Here is an 18,233-nt window from a genome sequence, read left to right as displayed (position 1 = left end):
CCTCCCACATCGTCGTTCTCCGGAGCGTACTGGCCGGTAACCAACGCTGCGCGTGCGATTGCTCACTGAATCGAGAACGCTGGGAGCATGATGAAGAGGTGACGGGGATTTACCAGACGGTCGTCGTGTTCGCGGTGCTCGGCCTGCTGGCGTTGACGCTCAGGTACTTCGCGGGCAACGACAAGCGGCCCGTGCCGGATCTGGACGGCACGGACTTCGGGTTGCTGAGCGAGGTCGCGGTCGTCCCGACGGAAGAGGCCGCGAACGTCCTCGTGCAGAAGCTCAAGCGCAACGGCGTGCGCGCCACGCGTTCGAGGAACGCGCCCTACCAGGTGATGGTGTTCCCGGCGGACGTCCCGAACGCGCGGCTCGTGCTCAAGAGCTGACGCGCTCCACGTCGGCGCCCAGCTTCCGGAGGTTCTCCACGAACCCGGGGTAGCCGCGCTCGATGTGGAAGATCTCGTAGACCTCGGTGGCCCCGTCCGCGCACAGACCGGCGAGCACGAGCCCCGCACCAGCGCGGATGTCCGACGCCCACACCGGCGCGCTGGACAGCTTCTCGATGCCGCGGATGACGGCGTGATGCCCGTCCGTGCGCGCGTCGGCGCCCAGTCGGATCATCTCGTCGATGAACCGGAACCGGGACTCGAACAGGTTCTCGGTGATCATCGACGTGCCCTCGGACACCGTGGACAGCGCGATCGCGAACGGCTGGTTGTCCGTGGCGAAGCCGGGGTAGGGCAGCGTCACGAAGTCGACGGCCTTGGGCCGCCCTTCCATGACGACGCGGAACCCCTCGTCCTCACCCTCGTAGACCGTGACCTCGGCACCGGCCATGCGCAGCTTCTCGAGCACCAGGTCGAGGTGGTGCGGGTTCACGCCGCGCACCCGCACGTCACCACGCGTCATCGCGGCGGCGAAACCCCAGGTGGCGCCCACGATCCGGTCACCGATCACGCGGTGCTCGGTCGGCTTGAGCTCGGTGACGCCGTGGACCGTGAGGGTCGACGTGCCGGCGCCCTCGACCTTCGCGCCCATCTGGTTGAGCATCAGGCAGAGGTCGACGATCTCGGGCTCGCGCGCGGCGTTGTCGATGACCGTCGTGCCGTTGGCCAGCACGGCCGCCATCAGGATGTTCTCGGTCGCGCCCATGCTCGGGAAGTCGAGCCAGATCTGCGTGCCGTGCAGCCCCTCGGCCTCGGCGACGATGCACCCGTGCTCGATCCACGTGGTCGCGCCGAGCTTCTCCAGCCCGCTCTGGTGCATGTCGAGCGGCCGCGACCCGATCGCGTCCCCGCCCGGCAACGCCACCACGGCACGCTTGCAACGCCCGACCAGCGGCCCGAGCACGCAGATGGACGCCCGGAGCTTGCCCATCGCCTCGGAGTCGGCCCGGTGGCTCAGCTCGGCGGGCGTGGTGATCCTCGCCACGTCGCCTTCGAGCTCGACCTCACAGCCGAGGCTCCGCAGCGCGTCCGCCATCAACGGCACGTCGAGGATGTCCGGGCAGTTGGTGATGGTCGTCGTGCCCTCCGCCAAGAGGGCAGCGGCCATCAGCTTGAGCACGCTGTTCTTGGCGCCGACGACATCAACTTCGCCGACCAGCCTTGCGCCACCGTGTACCCGGAAATGCTCGCTCACGCGGCAATCCTACGTACGGCCCTAAAGTGCCAGCCATGGCGGTACATCTCACCAAGATCTACACCCGCGTGGGCGACGACGGCACGACCGGCCTCGGCGACTTCTCGCGCGTCCCGAAGACCTCACCACGCATCGAGGCCTACGCCGACGTGGACGAGACCAACGCGTCCCTCGGCGTGGCCCTGGCCCTGGGCAACCTGGCCGAAGACGTCCACGACGTGGTGCGCAAGGTGCAGAACGACCTCTTCGACGTCGGAGCGGACCTCTGCACCCCGATCGCCCCCGACCCCAAGTACCCCCCACTCCGCGTCACCCAGGCCTACGTGGACCGCCTGGAGACCTACTGCGACACGTTCAACGACCGCCTGGGCAAACTCGACTCGTTCATCCTGAACGGCGGCACCCCGGGAGCGGCCCTCCTGCACCAGGCCCGCACCATCGCCCGCCGGGCGGAGCGCCGCGCGTGGTCGCTGATCGAGGACGACCCGGACCGCACCAACGTGCTCACGGCCAAGTACCTGAACCGGCTGTCCGACCTGCTGTTCATCCTGGCGCGGGTGGCGAACCCGGACGGCGACGTGCTCTGGCAGCCGGGCGAGAACGCCTGACGGAGACGCGCGGGGAGGCAACGGCTCGCCGGTAGGCGCGCAGCCACCGCGATACCAACCGCAGTCGCCCGAGCAAGGCGACCACACCGGCAGGCCAGGCACGCGGTGCCAACCGCAGTCGCCCCCACAAGGCGACCACACACGCAAGCCCGGCGCGCGGTGCCAACCGGACAGCCACCAACGCAAGCGAACCACGCACGCAGCCTGGCGTGGCGATGCGCAGCGAGCCGTCCGAACTATGAGGCGATGGGCAGCGGTGCACACCTGCATTGGCGATTGGGGCTTGACCTTGAGGGGCGGGGTGCTACCCCTTCGGGCACGGCCGGGCGCTTTTCAGCCCGGCCTTTTCCGGCCGTCAAGCACCCCGCCAGAGGCTCAAGGTCAAGCCCCAATCGCACACACAAACTCGTCAAGACCCGCGCAACCACCCTCGCAAGGCGACCCGACCCCACAAACGCGACCAACCCCGCTGGAACGCAACCAACCCGCGAAACCGGCACCAGCCCCCACCAAAACCGGCACCAGCCGAACGCAAAACGACCCCGCCGAAACCCGACGGGGTCGTTCACGAAGAACCTCAAGAAGCCCAGGGAATCGATCGCCCAGGCGGAGCGGACTCGAGCCAGGACAAGAACCCGGTGAGCGCGTCCGGCCCCATGGCGATCTCGACCTCACCGGAAGCGGACCGGCACCGCAGCACCGTCGCCCCCACGGGCATCGCATAGGCCTCGGGCCCGGTCGGCTCCCGCCGGGCGTCGATCTCCAGCCCGTCCCGCGAGATCAGCTGGTTCGGCCCTGATCCGAGCGACAACACCCGGAACCAGGCGAACGAGTCCCCGCGGTAGTGCCCCACACCCAGGTGCCAGCCACGCCCGCGGTCGTCGAAGACGCTGCGCAGGGCGACGTGCACACCCCCCTCGCGCAGCAGCCGGATCCGGCGCCAGGCGAAGTAGGTGATGACGATCGCCACCCCAAGAAGGATCAGGCCGGCAATCTCGGTGATCCCCACGGCTGCGGCCTCGTGCCCGGTCTCAGGCCGACTGTTCCACGGCCCGCACGCGCGCTGCCGCACGTGCGCGCTCTGCGTCGTCCGCGTCCTGCAGCGCCGTTCGCGCCGCGTCCACGTCGATCTCGCCCGCGAGCTCGGCGTCCTCGGCGAGAATGGAAACGCCGGTGCCGGTCACGGAGAGGAAGCCACCGTGCACAGCGGCGGTGACCAGGCCACCGTCCGTCGTGCGCACGCGCACCACGCCACCCTCGACCAGCTGGCCGAGAACGGGCTCGTGACCGGGCAGGATGCCGATCTCGCCCTCGGTCGTCTGCGCCGAAACAGAGGTGGCCTTACCGGACCACAGGCGGCGTTCAACGGCGACCAGTTCAACGGTCATCTCGGCCACGCGTATCTCCCTCGTCGTCTGGAGTCGATCTGAGTCTAAACGGTCGCCTGACAACCTTGCCGCCCGCCCGGTGTCAGCAGCTTCGACGACTGCCGAAGAGAGAACACGCAGGACTTCGAGGACTACGTGGCGTTGCGTTCGCAGGCATTGCTGCACACGGCGGATCTGCTGTGCGGCGGCGACAAAAGCGCCGCACAGGACATTCTGCCGGACATCCTGATGATCAGGTACGGCAAGTGGCGCCGACACCAGGTCCTCGCCGCTAGGGCCGGCCGTGGGAGCGGGACGAGCCCGTGACCGAAGTCTCGTCGCAGCTCGGCCCGCACCGTGCGGGAGGAGGGGTTCCCGGCGAGCCCTCTAGCCGTGCCACGAACGCCAGAGCGTGGCGTAGACCCCCTCCCTGGCCACCAGCTCGGCGTGAGTGCCCAGCTCCACGACACGGCCCGCGTCGACGACCGCGATCCGGTCGGCGTCCTGCGCGGTCTGCAGGCGGTGCGCGATCGCGATCACCGTGCGGTTGTCCCGCACGGCCGCGATCGCGCGCTCCGCGTGCCTGGCCGTGGCCGGGTCGAGCGAGGACGTCGCCTCGTCGAGCACCAGCGTGTGCGGATCGGCGACCTCCACTCGTGCGAGCGCGAGCTGTTGCGCCTGCGCGGGATCAAGTTCCACGCCGCCCGCGCCGAGCTGCGTGGCGAGCCCCTCTGGCAGTTCGTCGAACCAGCTCGCGCCCACGGTGCTCAGCGCCCCGAGCAGCCGGTCGTCCGAGGCGTCCGGTGCCGCCATCGCGAGGTTCTCCCTCACCGTGCCGATGAACACGTGGTGCTCCTGCGTCACCAGTACGATCCGCTGCTCACCCGCCGCCACGAGATCCGCGACGGGCACGCCACCGACGAGCACCGAGCCCTCGGCCGGCCGGTCGACACCGGCGATCAGCCTGCCCAGCGTCGACTTGCCCGCGCCGGAGACACCGACGATCGCGAGCCGCTCTCCCTGCTGCACCACGAGATCAACGCCGTGCAGCACCTCGTGGCCGTCCACATAGGAGTAGCGGACGCCGCTCACCTCGATGCGGTCGCCCGCCGGTTCCGGGACGGCGGGCGCGGGCTCGACGTGGGCCCCGATGCCTTCGATCCGGGCGAACGACGCACCGCCGCGTTGCAGGAACTCGACCCAGAACATGATGCGTTCCAACGGCTCGATGAGCCGCCACACGTAGAGACTGCCCGTGACGACGACCTCGATGCCCACCCCGTCGGCCGCGTAGAACAGGCCACCGGCGAGCAGCACCAACGCCGTCGGCACCGCGCTCACGAAGCTGATGACCGGGAACAGCACGTTCCGCAGGCGCAGGGTCCGCATCCTCGCGCGGAACGACCGCCCGATCGCACCTTCCGCGACCCCGACGAGCCTGTCCCGCAACGCGTACGTCTCGATCGTCCGGCTGCCCTCACCGACCGCGGCCGAGATCTCCGCCACGTCCCCCGCGGCCTGACTCTCCTCCAGGTACGCGTCACGCGCACGGGCGAGGTACCAGCGCAGCACCCACGCCACGAACGGCATGCCCACCAGCGCGACGAGGCCGAGCACGGGGTCCAGCAGGAAGAGCGCCACGTACACGACCACCAGGTGCACGACACCCGTGAACACCTCGGGCACGCTGTCCCGCAACGCCTGCCCGACCGTCCCGACGTCGCTCGTCATGCGGGTGAGCAGGTCGCCGGTGCTCAGCCGGTCCACCACCCGCGCGGGCAACGCCAGCGTGCGCGCCACGGCCTCCTCGCGCAACGAGGCCAGCACCCGTTCACCGAGCCGCGCGGCCTGCAAAGCGCTGTACCGCACCAGAACCAGGTTCACCACGGCCGCCCCGAGCACGCCCAGGGCGAGTCCATCCACAGTGGACAGCGTCAGGTCGCCGGCCTCGATCCCGCCGACGATCTTGCCGAGCAGGTACGGCCCGACGAGCCCCAGCACCGCTGTGAGCGCGGTGAGCACGAGCACCACGACCAGCGCCCGCCGTTCACCCCGCATCAGCCGCATGGCCGCCCGCCGCACCTCGCGGCGGTCCGCGATCGGGAGGCGGGTCACCGGCCGTTCTCCAGGTGCACGACCTGATCCGCCTGACCTGCCCACAACGGCGACGACGAGACGACCACGGTGGTCAGCCCGGACCGTCTCTCCCGCACCCGTCTCGCCACCGCCGCCTCGGTCACCGCGTCGAGCGCCGACGTCGGCTCCACCAGCACGAGCAGCTCCGGTTCGCTGAGCAGGGCCCGCACGAGCCGCAACCGCTGCCGCTGGCCGCCGGACACGTTGCGCCCCTGCGACTCCAGGTGGGAGTCGAGCCCGTCCGGCATGGCCTCCACGACGTCCACCGCGGCCGCCGCCCGCAACGCCTCGTCGAGCGCCCGGTCGTCGTGATCGGCGACCGACACCGCCTCGCGCACCGTCCCCGGGAACAGGTAGTCGTCGTTGTCCGCCACCACACCCGGCAACCGCTCGACCGCTTCCCGTGCCAGCGCGGCGTTCGAGGACACCACGACCGTCAGCGCACCCGCCTTCACGTCCAACGTCCCGGCGCCGTCGTCCTTCTCCTCAGGCTTCAGCCGCAACACGTCCACGACCCGCCGCGCCGACACCAGCGCCCGCGGGATCATGTCCGCACCTTCGACGAAGAAGCTGACGGGCACGATCAACGTCGTGACGTACAGGTAGACCGCGACCATCTCCTCGACCGAGATCTCCCCGGTGACCGCCATCCGCGCCACGATCCAGGTGACCACCGCGAGGAACAGCGCCGGCAGCCCCCACGTGAGTGCCTGCACCCAACTGAGCCACGTCGACACCCGGTAGCCGTCCCGCAGCACCTCCTGCGACCTGCCCCGGAAGCGCTCCTCGAACGCCGGCTTCCCGCCGATCCCGGACAGCACCTTCAGCCCGCCCACGATGTCCCCCGCCCGTGCGCTCAGCTCCCCCAGGCTGTGCCGATAACCGGACTCCACCGCGTGCAGCCGCTGCAGCACCGGACCGGTCACCAGCGCGAGCACCGGCACGCCGAGCAGCACGACGACGGCGACGAGCGGTGAGATCCGCACCAGCAACACCGCGGTGACCGCGTACGCGACCACCGCTCCGACTCCGGGCCCGGTGCTGGTGAGCGCGTGCGCGATCCGCTGCGTGTCGCCGTTCTGCAGGTACGTCAGCTCCCCGGTGGACAGCTTCCGCCGCACCACCCCGCCGAGCCGCGTGACGTGCCGGACCACGACCTGCGCCGTCCTGAGCGCGGCGTCCGTGCGCACCAACGTCATCGTGCTGTGCCGGGCGATCCCGACGAGGGCCAGCGCCCCCGCGGTGACGAGCAGCGCCGCGCACCACCACGCCAGCGCGACGCGATCGCCGCCCCGCAGACCGTCCTCAATGGCCCGTGAGATGAGGTACGGCGGCAGGATCAGCCCGCACATCCACAGCGATCCCCACCACGCACCGGCCAGCACCCGCCCGCGCTGCATGACGACGAGCCACCACAGGTACCGCGCTGGGGATCGGACGTCCGGCGTTCCGGGGTCGTCGTACGGAGCATGTCGGGCCATGCACCTGACCTTGCCATCACCCGGCGGGCGTCACGACCGATTTCGCCTTCAGCCCAATTGCACCAACGGCCGTTGCGCCCAACGCCGCGATGAACGCGAACGCGTAGAAGCCCCACGGGTGCGCCAATCCTGCCGTGAGCAACGCACCGCCCAACAGCGGCCCACTGATCGCACCGAGCCGCCCAACGCCCGCGGCCCACCCGATCCCGGTAGCCCGGTTCTCCTCGTAGACCCGCCCCGCGTAGGCGTAGACGAGCACCTGCGCGCTGAACACGAAGCAGCCGGCGAGGAACACCGCGACGTACACCCCGACGCCGGGCAGCTTGATGCTCAGCAACGCCAGGAACACCACGGCCCCGGCGAACCACCCGATGGCAGCGGGCCTCACGCCGATCCTGTCGGCGACCGCACCGGCGATCAGAAGTCCAACAACAGCACCGATGTTGAGCGTCAGCAACAACGCCAGCGCCGTCCCCAGCTCGTACCCGGCACTGCGCATGATCTGCGGCAACCACGTGTTCAGCCCGTACACGAGCAACAGCCCCATGAACGACGCCACCCAGAATGCGATCGTCGCCTTCCTCAGCCCCGGCTTGAACAGCGACCCGACCGCCTCCAGCGCGGGCGCCCTGCGCACCGCGGTCTCCGGAAGGTGCTTGACCATCAACGGAATCAGCACCAACGCGGGCAACGCCCCCACCACGAACAGCGCCCGCCACCCCAGCTGCGGAATGAGCACGATCCCCAGCAACGCCGTGATGACCGCACCGACGTGGTACCCGGTCATGATGAGCGTCGTGGCCCGCCCGCCCTGCTGAGGCCGAGCCTCGTTGACCAGCGCGATGGCGGTGGGCAGGCACCCGCCGAGCCCGAGTCCCGCGAGGAACCGGAGGACGCCGAACGTCGTCGCGTCCGGCGCGAACGCGCAGGCGAGCGTGAACACGGAGAACCCGGCCACGGCGTAGATCATCACCTTGCGACGCCCGATGACGTCGGTGATGGTCCCGATGACCAGCGCGCCGAGCATCATCCCGACCAGCCCTGCCGTGGACACGACGCTCGCACTGGCCGTGGTGAGCAGCTTCTCCTGCAGCAGCACGGGAATCACCGTGCCGAGCACCACGAGGTCAAAGCCGTCGAGCAGGACAGCGGTCCAGCACAGCGGCAACACCCACTTGTTCACGCGCACTCTCCTCGTCGAGGGCCAGGTGACGCTGTGCATCGTGCGACCTGGGAGCGCGCGTGCGGGAGTGCGGTTTCCGTTCAGTGGAAACGTCATGACCCCGGAAAGCCCGAAGGGCCGTCCCTCCACAAAGGAGGAACGGCCCTTCGGAAAGCCAGGACTCAGCTCAGTTGCCGGCCAGCTTCTTGGCGTTGGCCTCGACGTCGTCCAACCCGCCGCAGGAGAAGAACGCCTGCTCCGGGAAGTGGTCGAACTCGCCCTTGCAGACGCGGTCGAACGCCTCGACGGTCTCCTTGATCGGCACGAAGGAGCCCTTCTGGCCGGTGAACTTCTCCGCGACGAAGAAGTTCTGGCCGAGGAAGCGCTCGAGACGACGCGCGCGACCGACGAGGACCTTGTCCTCCTCGGAGAGCTCGTCCATGCCGAGGATGGCGATGATGTCCTGCAGCTCCTTGTACTTCTGCAGGATCCGCTTCACCTCCTGGGCCACCCGGTAGTGCTCCTCGCCGACGATCGACGGCTCGAGGATTCGAGACGACGACGACAGCGGGTCGACGGCCGGGTAGATGCCCTTCTGGGAGATCGGACGGGAAAGCTCCGTCGTCGCGTCCAGGTGGGCGAAGGTGGTCGCCGGGGCGGGGTCGGTGTAGTCGTCAGCGGGCACGTAGATGGCCTGCAGCGACGTGATCGACTTACCGCGCGTCGAGGTGATGCGCTCCTGGAGCTCACCCATCTCGTCCGCCAGCGTCGGCTGGTAACCCACGGCGGAAGGCATGCGGCCCAGCAGGGTCGACACCTCGGAACCGGCCTGGGTGAAGCGGAAGATGTTGTCGATGAAGAGCAGCACGTCCTGGTTCTGCACGTCGCGGAAGTACTCCGCCATCGTGAGAGCGGACAGCGCGACGCGCATGCGCGTGCCGGGCGGCTCGTCCATCTGACCGAAGACGAGAGCGGTGTCCGGAAGAACACCCATCTCTTCCATCTCCAGGTGGAGGTCCGTGCCCTCACGGGTGCGCTCGCCGACACCGGCGAACACGGAGGTACCGGAGAACTCACGGGCAATACGCGTGATCATCTCCTGGATGAGCACGGTCTTGCCGACACCCGCGCCGCCGAACAGGCCGATCTTGCCGCCCTTGACGTACGGGGTGAGCAGGTCGATGACCTTGACGCCGGTCTCGAGGATTTCGGTCTTGCCCTCGAGCTGGTCGAACGACGGAGCCTTGCGGTGGATGCCCCACTGCTCGCCGTCGCGGCCGAGGCCGGGCTCGTCGAGGCAGTCACCCAGGGCGTTGAACACGTGGCCCTTGACGACGTCGCCGACGGGCACCGAGATGGCCTTGCCGGTGTCGGACACCGGCGCGCCGCGGACGAGACCGTCGGTCGGCTGCATCGAGATGGTGCGGACGAGGTTGTCGCCGAGGTGCTGCGCGACCTCGAGGGTCAGCGTCTTGGCGACGGCCTCGAACGTGATCTCCACGTTCAGGGCGTTGAACAGCTCGGGCACGGCGTCGCGCGGGAACTCCACGTCGACGACCGCACCGATCACCCGGACCACACGGCCGGTGCGGGTGGTGGTGGCAGTAGCACTCATGTCACTCATCACTTCCTGCGCCACCGGTAAGCGCGGCAGCGCCACCGACGATCTCGCTGATCTCCTGGGTGATCTGGGCCTGACGGGCCGAGTTCGCCGCCCGGCTGAGGTTCCGGACCAGCTCCGTCGCGTTGTCCGTCGCGGCCTTCATGGCCGTACGACGGGCAGCCGACTCCGAAGCCGCCGCCTCCAGCATGGCGGAGAACAGGCGAGTCTTGACGTACTTGGGCAGCATCGCGCCCAGCAGCGTCTCCGCGCTCGGCTCGAAGTCGTACACCGCGCGCGGACCCTTGGGGGTCTCGCCGAGGTACTCGACCTCCATCGGCGCGATGCGCCTGGCGGCCGGCGTCTGGACCAGCATGGACTTGAACTCGGTGTACACGACGTGGATCTCGTCCACGCCTTGCGCGCCGTTCTCCGTGCCCTCCAGGAACGCCTCCACCACTGCGTCACCGGCTTCGACGGCGTTCACGTAGTGCGGGGTCTGGGAGAACCCGCTCCACGCGCCCGTGACCTCGCGGCGGCGGAACTGGTAGTAGCCCTGCCCCTTGCGGCCGGTCACGTACAGCACCGGCTCCTTGCCCTCGGACCGGAGCAGCTGCAGCAGCTGCTCGGCGGCCTTGAGCACGTTGGCGTTGTAACCGCCGCACATGCCCTTGTCGCTCGTGATCACCAGCACCGCGGCGCGCTTCGGGTTCGTGCGCTCCGTCAGCAGCGGGTGGTCGAGGTTCGCCGAGGCCTCGGCCAACGCGGAGAGCACGTGAGTGATCTCTTCCGCGTACGGCCGGGAGGCCGCGACCCTGGTCTGCGCCTTCGCGAGGCGAGACGTCGCGATGAGCTCGTAGGCCTTCGTGATCTTCTTGGTCGAGTTGACCGTTCGGATCCGTTGGCGGAGCTCCCGAATCTGTGCGCCCATGGCTCAGATCACTTCTTGGTCGGCTCGGGCTTGTTGACCTTCACCGATTCCTGGCCGACCTTGTCGGCGTCGAGCGCCTTCTCGGGGGCCTCGTTGACGATGGTCGAGCCGTCCGAAGCGGTGAACTGCTTCTTGAACTCGTTCACGGCGTCGACCACGCGACGCTGGGCGTCGTCACCGAACTGCTTGGTCTCGACGATCGAGCCCAGCAGGTCGGAGTGGTTGCGGCGCAGCGAGTCCTTGAAGTCGGCCACGAAGCGACGGATGTCGGCGACGGGGACGTCGTCCAGGTGGCCCTTGGTCGCGGCGAAGATCTCGACGACCTGCTCCTCGACGGGGACCGGCGAGTACTGGCCCTGCTTGAGCAGCTCGACCAGACGGGCACCGCGGTCCAGCTGGGCGCGCGACGCGGCGTCGAGGTCGGACGCGAACGCGGAGAAGGCCTCCAGCTCGCGGAACTGCGACAGGTCGAGGCGCAGCGAGCCCGCGACCGACTTCATCGCCTTGATCTGCGCGGCACCACCGACGCGGGAGACCGAGATACCCACGTTGACGGCCGGGCGGACACCGGCGTTGAACAGGTCGGACTCGAGGAAGCACTGACCGTCGGTGATCGAGATGACGTTGGTCGGGATGTACGCCGACACGTCGTTCGCCTTGGTCTCGATGATCGGGAGACCCGTCATCGAGCCGCCGCCCATCTCGTCCGACAGCTTCGCGCAACGCTCGAGGAGACGCGAGTGCAAGTAGAAGACGTCGCCGGGGTAGGCCTCGCGGCCCGGCGGGCGACGCAGCAGCAGCGAGATCGCGCGGTACGCCTCTGCCTGCTTGGTCAGGTCGTCGAAGATGATCAGGACGTGCTTGCCCTGGTACATCCAGTGCTGGCCGATGGCGGAGCCGGTGTACGGCGCCAGCCACTTGAAGCCGGCGGAGTCAGAGGCCGGGGCGGCGACGATCGTCGTGTACTCGAGTGCGCCCGCCTCCTCCAGCGCGGTCTTGACGCCCGCGATGGTGGAGCCCTTCTGGCCGATGGCGACGTACACGCAGCGGACCTGCTGCTTGGGGTCGCCCGACTCCCAGGCCTTCTTCTGGTTGATGATCGTGTCGATGCAGACCGCGGTCTTGCCGGTCTTGCGGTCACCGATGATCAGCTGGCGCTGGCCGCGGCCGATCGGCGTCATGGCGTCGATGGCCTTGATGCCGGTCTGCATCGGCTCGGACACCGGCTGGCGCTGCAGCACGGTGGCGGCCTGCAGCTCCAGGGCGCGGTTGTCGTCGGCGACGATGTCACCGAGGCCGTCGATCGGCTCGCCGAGCGGGTTGACGACGCGACCGAGGAAGCCGTCGCCGACCGGCACGGACAGGACCTTGCCCGTCCGGCGGACCTCCTGGCCCTCTTCGATCTTGTCGAAGTCACCGAGGATGACCGCACCGATGTTGCGGACCTCGAGGTTCAGGGCGACGCCGAGGACGCCGCCGGGGAACTCGAGCAGCTCGTTGGTCATCGTGCCCGGAAGGCCCTCGACGATGGCGATGCCGTCGTAGGTCTCGGAGACGGTACCGACCTCTTCCCGGCTGACCTCCGGGGAGTAGCTCGAGACGTACTTCTCGATCGCACTGCGGATCTCGTCCGACGAGATCGTCAGCTCCGCCATGTCGTTCCTGCTCTCACTTCTTCGTTCTTGGGAAAGGGCTCGGGGGCTAGCTGGCGAGATTGCGGCGCAGTGCCGCCAACCGGCCGGCGATGCTTCCGTCGATGATCTCGTCGCCGATCTTGATCGTGAGACCGCCGGCCAGAGCCGGGTCGACCTCGACGTGCAGAGCGATCGGGCGCGAGTAGATCGTGGTCAGCGTCGCGGTCAAGCGGTCGACCTGCTCGGCCGTCAGCTCCACAGCGGACTTCACGTGCGCGACGGAACGCTGACGGCGCTTGGCGGCCAGGTCGGCGAGCTCGGAGAGCCCGTCCGCCACGCGCACTCCGCGCGGGTTGCGAACCAGCTGGTCCACCAGCGTCTTGGTGACCGGGCTGACCTTCCCCTGGATCAGGGAGCCGACCAGCGCGACCTTGCCGGCGACGTCACCGGCGGGGTCCGCCAGCAACAGCTCGAGCTCGTTCGAGCCGGCCACGATGCGGCCGAGCCGGAACAGCTCGTCCTCGGTCGAGTCGAGCTGACCGTCGCGCTCGGCGCGCACCAGCAGCGTGGTGCGGGCGAGCGACTCGACCCCGTCGACGAGCTCGCGCGGGCTGGACCAGCGCGCGGTCACGACGGCGACCAGGATCTGCAGGGTCGCGTCGCTCACCTTGCCCGTGAACAGGCCTCGGGCCAGCTGCTCACGACCGCCGGCCTCCGAGGAGGCGTCGGCGAGCGAGCCGCGCAGCGTCCGCTGCTCGATCAGCAGGCCGAGCACGGCGAAGAGCTCCTCGCCGAGCTTGGCGAGGTCGTCCGTCGACGTGGTGGCGTCGGCCAGCTCCAGCAGCCGCAGTTCAGCGGCTGCCAGAGCTTCACGACTTGCGGCATGCAACGTCATCGGCAGCCTCTACTTGCTCGCCGGCGCCGCGACGGCGTCCAGCTCGTTGAGGAAGCGGTCGACGGTGCCGCGGCGGCGGGAGTCGTCCTCGAGGGACTCGCCCACGACCTTGCTCGCCAGCTCGACAGCGGTGCGGCCGAGGTCGGCACGCAGCTCCGCGACGATCTGGGCGCGCTGAGCGTCCAGCTGGTGCTGGCCCTGCGCGACGATGCGCGCGGACTCGGCCTGCGCCTGCTCGCGCAGCTCCTCGACGATCTGCAGGCCCTCGGCCCGAGCGTCGTCGCGGATGCGCGCGGCCTCGGCGCGAGCCTCGGCCAGCTGCTCCTTGTACTGCTCAAGAGTGCGCTGAGCATCGGCCTGAGCCTGCTCCGCCTTCTCGATGCCACCCTCGATCTTGGCCGTCCGCTCCTCGTACAACGCCTCGAAGCGCGGTGACACGAACTTCTTGATGACGAAGAAGAGGAGCAGGAACGCGACCAGACCGAGAATGATCTCCGCCGGGTGCGGAATGACCGGGTTGACTTCGTCACCCGCAGCCACGATCAGGGTGTCGATCACGACGACTCCTAACGCGTTGAAGGGTTAGGTCAGGCCGCGGTCGCGATGAAGTACACGACGAAGCCGATCAGCGCGAGGACCTCGACGATGGCGAAGGTGGTCCACGCGAGACCGAGCAGCACGCCGCGGGCCTCGGGCTGGCGGGCGGTGCCGCTGATGACCGAGGAGAAGATCAGACCGACACCGATGCCGGGGCCGATGGCCGCGAGGCCGTAGCCGATCGCAGCAAGACCCGGGTTGATGTCTCCGGCCTGGGCAAGAACGACGGAAGCGCTCACTGTTGCTGTTCCCTTTCACTTCGGTCCGCCGGGAGTTGGCGGATCGGAGGCTTTGTTTTTCTCAGTGCTCTTCTGCCAGCGCCATGCCGATGTAGCTGGCAGACAGCAGCGCGAAGATGTAGGCCTGCAGGCACATGATCAGCGCCTCCAGGAAGGTCAGCGCGATGGCGAAGGCGAAGGACACCGGCGCCACGATGACGGTGATCCCACCGTTGAAGAGGAGGAACTCACCGGCCAGGGTGAACACCAGCAGAAGCAGGTGTCCCGCGAACATGGCGGCGAAAACTCGGATCGCCAACGTGATCGGGTTCAGGATGAACTTCTGGAAGAACTCGATCGGAATCAGCAGCGGGAGCACGAACCACGGCGCGCCCGGCGGAACCGTCTGGTGCTTCAAGTAGCCCACGAAGCCGTGCCGCTTGAACCCGACGAAGTGGTACACCGGGTAAACGACGAACAACGAAACGGCGAGCGGGAAGCCGATGTGCGACATCGTCGGGAACTGAACGATCGGGATGAGCCCGAACAGGTTGTTCACCAGGACGAAGCAGAAGATCGAGACGATCAGCGGGACGAAGGGCTTGAAGTCCTTCGCGCCGATCTGCTCCCGGGTGATGTTGTTGCGCCCGAAGTCGTAAAGCGACTCGGCGGCGAACTGGAACTTGCCGGGAACGACCTTCAGGTTGCGGGTCGCCACAATGAAGAAGGCGCCGATGATCAAGATCGACAGCACCAGCAGGACCATCGGCTTCGTGACGTCACCGAAGATCGGCGGGAGGAAGAAGTCCTTCACACCGGGAGCGACGAACTCGCCCCCCGAAGCCAGCAACTTGGTCACTGTGTTCCTTCCGGTTCTCCCGGCCGGCGTTCACTCCGCCGGGGGAATCGTCACGATCTGGACTTAACGTACCTTACGGTTCGCAAGCGACTACCAGAGGCACCCCTGCTATCGGGTGTCCCTGGTCACGCGGACCATATCAGCAGGTCTAGACGCCGTCGGAGGCGGGGACCACCATCTGACTGCGGCTCCGCTTGGAGGCTCTGGCCTCCAGGAACGACGTCACGAGGACAGTCGCCACCAGGGTGATTCCGAGCGCCTTGGGCTCGAGCCACGGCTGGTTGCGGAGCAAGATCACTGCGAGTAGCAGCACGATCAGCTTGCCCATGAATCCGCCGAGCGCGGCGACCATCACGAACATGGGATCGAGTGCTGCGGTCTTACGCATCAACAACAGCGTGAGAAGACTCGAACCGATGGCGATCGCACCACCGATCAATGACCCGAAGAGACCAGGGGTCCCCCAGATCACAGTTGACACGACGACGCCGAGGACAAACGTGCCGAGCGCGGCCCACGCGGCCTCGCGGAACATTTCCCCGGCGAGTCGCTGGACGGTCAGCTCGTGCGTGACGGCCTTGTCCGCGTCGCTCATGTCCCGAAGTGTAGGAACTCGCGAACCCGACACTGCGGGCAGCCCCTCGTTAACGGCGGTTAAGCGGACCCAAACAAGACGGCGCACCAATTTCCCGGCCGCTCAGGATCTGCTCGTGCAACTCCGCCAGGCGCCGCCCCGGCCGAACTCCCAGCTCGTGGGCGAACATCCGGTGAACATCGCGATAGGTCTTCAGGGCGTCCGCAGAACGCCCTCCCCTGTGCAACGCGAGCATCAGGAACTCCGTGAACCGTTCGCGCAACGGGTGCCGCCGGGTCAGCTCGCTCAGTTCGGGGACCAGCTCGCGGTGCGCGCCGAGTTCGATCTCGAGCTCGATCCTGCGCTCCACCACGACGAGTCGTTCCTCGTCCAGCCGGTCGGCCTCGAACCGCAACGCCTCGGAGGTCACGTCGGCGAGCGCCGGCCCTCGCCACAGCGACAACGCCTCGCGGAGGTCGCCGAGTTCGGTGCGGCGGTCGGGGTCGTGACGCGTGACCAGCCGACGGAACCTGTGCACGTCCACCAGGCCGGCGTCCACGTCGAGCCGGTAGCCCGTGCTGCTGCGCACGACGGATGAACCGAGAGAGCCAAGCGCTTGCCTCAGGCGCACGACGTAGACCTGGAGGGTCGAGCCGGCTCGTGCCGGTGGCTCGTCCCAGACCTGCTCGATGAGGTCACGTTGCGACACCGGCCGTCCCACGCGCAGCAGGAGTGCGGCGAGCAGGCAACGCAGCTTGGCGGCCTTGAGGGCCACCGCGCCGTCGTTGATCGAGAGTTCTCCGAGCAGTCCGAAGCTGCAGCTCTCCATGGCTGTCATCCCCCCAGGTGGTCAACCAGGACGGACGCTACTCCGTTCGCCTACTTCCCATGTAGGTGATTTGGAGCAACGGATGGTTAGCGTCGGTCCCGTTGGCCACCACCTCTTGGGGGATCCGATGAGCAAGGTTCGAACGACCGCGATCGCACTGGCCGCCGTGGCGACCGGACTTCTGGGGACGGCACCTGCCGCGCATGCCGACGAGAGCGGGACGAGTGGCGGAATCACCGTCACGGCCCGTGGCAGTGGTGGTCATGTCACCAACACCTACGTGACCGTCAGCTCGTTGAGCCCGTTCCTGTCGTTCACCGGCTTCTACAAGGTGTACGGCCCGGACTACAGCTCCGTGTCGCCCACGAAGGAGTGGGGCACGTCCCGCATCTGGAACGTTCAGGTCGGCCGTGACTACGCAGCCGGGCAACAGCACTGCGCCGAGGCGTGGGCCGAGCGGGACGGCGGCAGGTTCGAGCTGATCGGGCGCCCCTGCGTCGAGAACCCGATCTAGCGTCAGGACTTGCTGCGGGCGTCCCTGAGCCGCGGGATCACGGAGACCACGAACGTCACGATCAACCCGATGACGAAGCACGTGGCCACGATGATCGGGTCGAACAGCGTCAGCGCCACCGCGCCGAACGCCAGCACCCCGGCCCACAAGTAGATGAGCAGCACGGCGCGGCGCTGCGAGTGCCCGATCTCCAGCAACCGGTGGTGCAGGTGCATCTTGTCCGGGGAGAACGGGCTCTCGCCGCGCCTCGTCCGGCGGATGATGGCCATCAGCAGGTCGAGCAGCGGCACGAACAGCACTGCGGCGACCACGATCAGCGGTGAGAGCAGACCGAGCAGGTCGGCCGCGCTGCCGGAGGCCTGGTTGATCTTGCCGGACGCGCTGGTGGTGGCGGCGGCGAGCATGAGGCCGATGAGCATGGAGCCCGAGTCGCCCATGAAGATGCGCGCCGGGTTGAAGTTGTGCGGCAGGAAGCCGAGGCACGCGCCGGCCAGCACGGCGGCGATCAGTGCCGGTGGGTAGGCCTCGACGGCGCCCTGGCGTTCAACGAGCAGACCGATGGAGAACACGGCCGTGGCCGCGGCGGCGATGAGGCCGATGCCGGCCGCGAGTCCGTCGAGGCCGTCGACGAAGTTCATCGCGTTGATCATCGTGACGGCGAGCAGGACGGTGAGCAGCGCGCCCTGGTTCTGGTCGAGGGAGATGGTCGCGCCGCCGTCCCACGGCACCCACGCGATCATCCACTGGAGACCGAACAGCACCAGGATGCCCGCTGCGGTGACCTGTCCGGCGAGCTTGGTGAGGGAGTCGAGCTCGAACCTGTCGTCGATCGCGCCCACGAGCACGATGACGCCGCCCGCGACGATGACGCCCCACGGGTCGTTGGAGAAGTCGAACGCCGCCCGCAGCACCGGCAACTGGTGCGCCACGAACATGCCGCACAGCACGCCGCCGTAGATGGCGACACCACCCATGCGCGGCATCGGCTGCACGTGCACGTCTCGTTGCCGCGGGTAGGCGACCGCCCCGAGCCGGAACGCCAACGCGCGCACCAGACCCACGAGCAGGAACGTCACCACTGCAGCGATCAACGCAACGAGCAGGTACTCGCGCACGGGAAGGACGAACGAGGATGCGGGCCCCACGGGCCTACCAATCAATCGGGGGTGTCGGGGTGCTCGCCACGG

The 18,233-nt window shown here is 68.3% G+C and carries 19 protein-coding genes; 3 read left to right on the top strand and 16 right to left on the bottom strand.

What is annotated here, in order from left to right; all coding sequences use genetic code 11:
• Positions 1–98 precede the first annotated feature (98 nt).
• Positions 99–386 (top strand): hypothetical protein, encoded by a 288-nt coding sequence (locus ACFWN2_RS27625; RefSeq protein WP_382432139.1) that lies wholly within the window; start codon positions 99–101, stop codon positions 384–386.
• Here ACFWN2_RS27625 and murA read toward each other — a convergent pair.
• Positions 376–1,641: a UDP-N-acetylglucosamine 1-carboxyvinyltransferase gene (gene murA / locus ACFWN2_RS27620; RefSeq protein WP_089921573.1), complete on the bottom strand. Its 1,266-nt coding sequence runs from the start codon at positions 1,639–1,641 to the stop codon at positions 376–378. The genes ACFWN2_RS27625 and murA overlap by 11 nt on opposite strands.
• Positions 1,642–1,676: 35 nt before the next feature.
• Between murA and ACFWN2_RS27615 the strand changes: the two genes are divergently transcribed.
• Positions 1,677–2,249 (top strand): cob(I)yrinic acid a,c-diamide adenosyltransferase, encoded by a 573-nt coding sequence (locus tag ACFWN2_RS27615; protein ID WP_382432137.1) that lies wholly within the window; start codon positions 1,677–1,679, stop codon positions 2,247–2,249.
• 577 nt (positions 2,250–2,826) lie between these two features.
• Here ACFWN2_RS27615 and ACFWN2_RS27610 read toward each other — a convergent pair.
• The 14 genes from ACFWN2_RS27610 to ACFWN2_RS27545 all read right to left on the bottom strand — a co-directional run bounded on the left by ACFWN2_RS27610 (position 2,827) and on the right by ACFWN2_RS27545 (position 16,532).
• Positions 2,827–3,258 (bottom strand): DUF2550 domain-containing protein, encoded by a 432-nt coding sequence (locus ACFWN2_RS27610; protein ID WP_382432135.1) that lies wholly within the window; start codon positions 3,256–3,258, stop codon positions 2,827–2,829.
• Between the two features lie 22 nt (positions 3,259–3,280).
• Positions 3,281–3,646, bottom strand: a complete 366-nt coding sequence (locus ACFWN2_RS27605; protein ID WP_089921576.1) for a F0F1 ATP synthase subunit epsilon — start codon at positions 3,644–3,646, stop codon at positions 3,281–3,283.
• Positions 3,647–4,003: 357 nt separating this feature from the next.
• Positions 4,004–5,731 (bottom strand): ABC transporter ATP-binding protein, encoded by a 1,728-nt coding sequence (locus ACFWN2_RS27600; protein WP_382432132.1) that lies wholly within the window; start codon positions 5,729–5,731, stop codon positions 4,004–4,006.
• Positions 5,728–7,233: an ABC transporter transmembrane domain-containing protein gene (locus ACFWN2_RS27595; RefSeq protein WP_382432130.1), complete on the bottom strand. Its 1,506-nt coding sequence runs from the start codon at positions 7,231–7,233 to the stop codon at positions 5,728–5,730. Before ACFWN2_RS27595 ends, ACFWN2_RS27600 begins: the two co-directional genes overlap by 4 nt.
• A 16-nt stretch (positions 7,234–7,249) precedes the next feature.
• Complete coding sequence (locus ACFWN2_RS27590) at positions 7,250–8,455, bottom strand: MFS transporter (RefSeq protein WP_382432128.1); 1,206 nt, start codon at positions 8,453–8,455, stop codon at positions 7,250–7,252.
• A gap of 127 nt (positions 8,456–8,582) precedes the next feature.
• Positions 8,583–10,019 (bottom strand): F0F1 ATP synthase subunit beta, encoded by a 1,437-nt coding sequence (atpD, locus tag ACFWN2_RS27585; protein ID WP_382432126.1) that lies wholly within the window; start codon positions 10,017–10,019, stop codon positions 8,583–8,585.
• Positions 10,012–10,926, bottom strand: a complete 915-nt coding sequence (locus ACFWN2_RS27580; protein WP_382432124.1) for a F0F1 ATP synthase subunit gamma — start codon at positions 10,924–10,926, stop codon at positions 10,012–10,014. Before ACFWN2_RS27580 ends, atpD begins: the two co-directional genes overlap by 8 nt.
• An 8-nt stretch (positions 10,927–10,934) precedes the next feature.
• Positions 10,935–12,581: a F0F1 ATP synthase subunit alpha gene (atpA, locus tag ACFWN2_RS27575; RefSeq protein WP_382432122.1), complete on the bottom strand. Its 1,647-nt coding sequence runs from the start codon at positions 12,579–12,581 to the stop codon at positions 10,935–10,937.
• A 46-nt stretch (positions 12,582–12,627) separates the two neighbouring features.
• On the bottom strand, positions 12,628–13,461 hold the full coding sequence (locus ACFWN2_RS27570; RefSeq protein ID WP_382432265.1) for a F0F1 ATP synthase subunit delta: 834 nt from the start codon (positions 13,459–13,461) through the stop codon (positions 12,628–12,630).
• 3 nt (positions 13,462–13,464) lie between these two features.
• A complete protein-coding gene (locus ACFWN2_RS27565; RefSeq protein ID WP_382432263.1) occupies positions 13,465–14,010 on the bottom strand; it encodes a F0F1 ATP synthase subunit B in 546 nt (181 codons plus the stop codon).
• Between the two features lie 32 nt (positions 14,011–14,042).
• Complete coding sequence (locus ACFWN2_RS27560) at positions 14,043–14,291, bottom strand: ATP F0F1 synthase subunit C (RefSeq protein WP_382432120.1); 249 nt, start codon at positions 14,289–14,291, stop codon at positions 14,043–14,045.
• 61 nt (positions 14,292–14,352) lie between these two features.
• Positions 14,353–15,129: a F0F1 ATP synthase subunit A gene (gene atpB, locus ACFWN2_RS27555; protein ID WP_382432118.1), complete on the bottom strand. Its 777-nt coding sequence runs from the start codon at positions 15,127–15,129 to the stop codon at positions 14,353–14,355.
• Positions 15,130–15,277: 148 nt separating this feature from the next.
• Positions 15,278–15,724: a hypothetical protein gene (locus ACFWN2_RS27550; RefSeq protein WP_382432116.1), complete on the bottom strand. Its 447-nt coding sequence runs from the start codon at positions 15,722–15,724 to the stop codon at positions 15,278–15,280.
• Positions 15,725–15,773: 49 nt separating this feature from the next.
• Positions 15,774–16,532: a BTAD domain-containing putative transcriptional regulator gene (locus ACFWN2_RS27545; protein WP_382432114.1), complete on the bottom strand. Its 759-nt coding sequence runs from the start codon at positions 16,530–16,532 to the stop codon at positions 15,774–15,776.
• A gap of 127 nt (positions 16,533–16,659) precedes the next feature.
• Between ACFWN2_RS27545 and ACFWN2_RS27540 the strand changes: the two genes are divergently transcribed.
• Complete coding sequence (locus ACFWN2_RS27540) at positions 16,660–17,046, top strand: hypothetical protein (RefSeq protein ID WP_382432112.1); 387 nt, start codon at positions 16,660–16,662, stop codon at positions 17,044–17,046.
• A gap of 2 nt (positions 17,047–17,048) precedes the next feature.
• On the opposite strand, the gene ACFWN2_RS27535 is transcribed toward ACFWN2_RS27540, so the two are convergent.
• Positions 17,049–18,191 carry a glycosyltransferase family 4 protein gene (locus ACFWN2_RS27535; protein WP_382432110.1) on the bottom strand — a complete coding sequence of 381 codons (1,143 nt, stop codon included), beginning with the start codon at positions 18,189–18,191 and terminating at the stop codon, positions 17,049–17,051.
• Positions 18,192–18,233: the final 42 nt, after the last annotated feature.

Origin of the sequence: Lentzea sp. NPDC058436, from assembly GCF_042721515.1 — a bacterium.
Classification (GTDB): Bacteria; Actinomycetota; Actinomycetes; order Mycobacteriales; family Pseudonocardiaceae; genus Lentzea.
Note: the sequence above shows the minus strand (reverse complement) of the source record. Positions and strands in the feature narration are given on the sequence as shown.

What these genes read in the sequence shown, in the direction of transcription:
- ACFWN2_RS27545 (WP_382432114.1), bottom strand. Translation starts at nt 16,532, where the DNA reads ATGGAGAGCTGCAGCTTCGGACTGCTCGGAGAACTCTCGATCAACGAC.
- ACFWN2_RS27615 (WP_382432137.1), top strand. Translation starts at nt 1,677, where the DNA reads ATGGCGGTACATCTCACCAAGATCTACACCCGCGTGGGCGACGACGGC.
- ACFWN2_RS27595 (WP_382432130.1), bottom strand. Translation starts at nt 7,233, where the DNA reads ATGGCCCGACATGCTCCGTACGACGACCCCGGAACGCCGGACGTCCGA.
- atpA (WP_382432122.1), bottom strand. Translation starts at nt 12,581, where the DNA reads ATGGCGGAGCTGACGATCTCGTCGGACGAGATCCGCAGTGCGATCGAG.
- ACFWN2_RS27590 (WP_382432128.1), bottom strand. Translation starts at nt 8,455, where the DNA reads ATGCACAGCGTCACCTGGCCCTCGACGAGGAGAGTGCGCGTGAACAAG.
- ACFWN2_RS27580 (WP_382432124.1), bottom strand. Translation starts at nt 10,926, where the DNA reads ATGGGCGCACAGATTCGGGAGCTCCGCCAACGGATCCGAACGGTCAAC.
- atpD (WP_382432126.1), bottom strand. Translation starts at nt 10,019, where the DNA reads ATGAGTGACATGAGTGCTACTGCCACCACCACCCGCACCGGCCGTGTG.
- ACFWN2_RS27550 (WP_382432116.1), bottom strand. Translation starts at nt 15,724, where the DNA reads ATGAGCGACGCGGACAAGGCCGTCACGCACGAGCTGACCGTCCAGCGA.
- ACFWN2_RS27540 (WP_382432112.1), top strand. Translation starts at nt 16,660, where the DNA reads ATGAGCAAGGTTCGAACGACCGCGATCGCACTGGCCGCCGTGGCGACC.